Source organism: Mesorhizobium sp. P5_C1 (assembly GCF_054049815.1).
The window spans coordinates 1-1,904 of sequence record NZ_JBFULQ010000801.1 but is presented as its reverse complement, the minus strand read 5'-3'; the positions used below and the strand labels follow the sequence as shown (position 1 = coordinate 1,904).

The window sequence follows — 1,904 nt, the reverse complement described above, 5'->3', positions numbered from 1 at the left end:
GCACACGTCTTGCCGACCGCCTTCTTGCCGATGACGCCGAAGACCTTCTCCAGCCTTGCGACATGGCCCTCGGTCTCGGTGCGATGCTTTTCGAAGGCCGCTCTCAGGTCGGCGCTTTGCGCGGCCTTGGCCATTTTCGGCAGCGTCGCCAGGATCTTCTTCTCGGCGAAATAGATGTCCTTCAGGGTGTCGTGAAACAGATCGTCGAGCATTTTCTGCTTTGCCATGGTCGTCTCCTGTGGTGAGCCCTCAGGTCGACAATCTCGCATTGGAAGTTTTGTTCCGCTCGTTCCGGCAATGACGTCCCCAGCGACCCAAATTTGTTGGCCCGGGGCCGGCCATGAGTCGGGCGAAAAACCTTTATAAAATTCCTATTTCTTTCCTTCCCGCCCCGTCTCGAACCTTTATGGCGATCGGGTCCATATTCCGCCTTGAGCAAAAGTTGGCGCCGTCACACCTGAAGTATGGCGGGCCGCTTTTTACGCAATCGCCGACCTGTTTACGCAATCGCCGACCTGCCTGTGGCAGGCGCTACGGTCGAAAGTAGAAGATCGGAAGCAAGGAACAAGCACAATGGACATCGTCGTTCTCGGGATCGGGATTTTGTTTTTTGCCCTGTCCTTCGCCTACATCAAAGCCTGTGACATTCTCTAACGCGAGGATCGCGAAATGCTCGTCGACTATATTCTCGGTGGCAGCGTGACGCTGTTCCTGCTCGTCTACCTGACATACGCCCTCGTTCGTCCAGAACGCTTCTGACGGCAATAGACGCAAGGTCCGGAAAGCTACAATCATGACACTCAACGGATGGCTACAGATCCTCGTCTACTGCGGGATCGTCGTTTTGCTGGTGAAGCCGCTCGGCGGCTACATGTACCGCGTCTTCAACGGCGACCGGACATTTCTTTCGCCGGTTCTAGGCCCGATTGAACGCGGGCTCTATCGCATCGCCGGCACCAGTGAACGCGAGGAGCAACACTGGACCGCCTATGCGGCAGGCATCATGCTCTTCAGCGTTGCCAGCTTCCTGGTGCTTTACGTTCTGCAGCGGCTGCAAGGCGTCCTGCCTTACAATCCCGCGGGCATGACCGCTGTCGAACCCAACCTTGCCTTCAACACCGCCGTCAGCTTCGTGAGCAACACCAACTGGCAGAACTATGGTGGCGAGAGCACGATGTCCTACCTCGTGCAGATGGCTGGCCTCACCGTGCAGAACTTCCTGTCGGCGGCGGTCGGCATCGCCATCGCGGTCGCGCTGATCCGTGGTTTCGCCCGTGCCTCGGCCAAGTCCATCGGCAATTTCTGGGTCGATATGACCCGCTGCACCCTCTATGTGCTGTTGCCGCTCTGCATCGTCCTGACCCTTGTCTACGTCTATCTCGGCATGCCGCAGACGCTCGGCCCGTACGTCAACGCCACCACGCTTGAAGGCGCGCAGCAGACGATCGCGGTCGGTCCGGTCGCCTCGCAGGTGGCCATCAAGATGCTCGGCACCAATGGCGGTGGCTTTTTCAACGCCAATGCCGCGCACCCGTTCGAAAATCCCGACGCGATCTCCAATCTGATCCAGATGGTGACGATCTTCGCACTCGGTGCTGCCCTGACCAACGTCTTCGGCCGCATGGTCGGCAACCAGCGCCAGGGCTGGGCGATCCTGGCCACGATGGGCGTCCTGTTCATCGCCGGTGTCGCCGTCTGCTACTGGGCGGAAGCTGGCGGCAATCCGCTGGTGCACGCGCTTGGCATCGACGGCGGCAACATGGAAGGCAAGGAGACGCGCTTCGGCATCGCCATGTCGGCCCTGTTTGCAGTCGTCACCACCGCCGCATCCTGCGGCGCGGTCAATGCCATGCACGACAGCTTCACGGCACTCGGCGGCTTCATCCCGATGATCAACATGCAGC

At 59.6% G+C, this 1,904-nt stretch carries 3 protein-coding genes; 2 read left to right on the top strand and 1 reads right to left on the bottom strand.

What is annotated here, in order from left to right:
* Positions 1 to 227 (bottom strand): YciE/YciF ferroxidase family protein (locus ACXJ7R_RS31435; RefSeq protein ID WP_457155207.1); only part of this gene is annotated, 227 nt, incomplete at its 3' end.
* A 442-nt stretch (positions 228 to 669) separates the two neighbouring features.
* Here ACXJ7R_RS31435 and ACXJ7R_RS31430 point away from each other — a divergent pair.
* Together ACXJ7R_RS31430 and kdpA are read left to right on the top strand one after the other, a co-directional pair.
* Positions 670 to 759: a K(+)-transporting ATPase subunit F gene (locus ACXJ7R_RS31430; protein ID WP_095084642.1), complete on the top strand. Its 90-nt coding sequence runs from the start codon at positions 670 to 672 to the stop codon at positions 757 to 759.
* A gap of 34 nt (positions 760 to 793) precedes the next feature.
* The coding region (gene kdpA, locus ACXJ7R_RS31425; RefSeq protein ID WP_457155206.1) for a potassium-transporting ATPase subunit KdpA at positions 794 to 1,904 on the top strand (1,111 nt) is incomplete at its 3' end.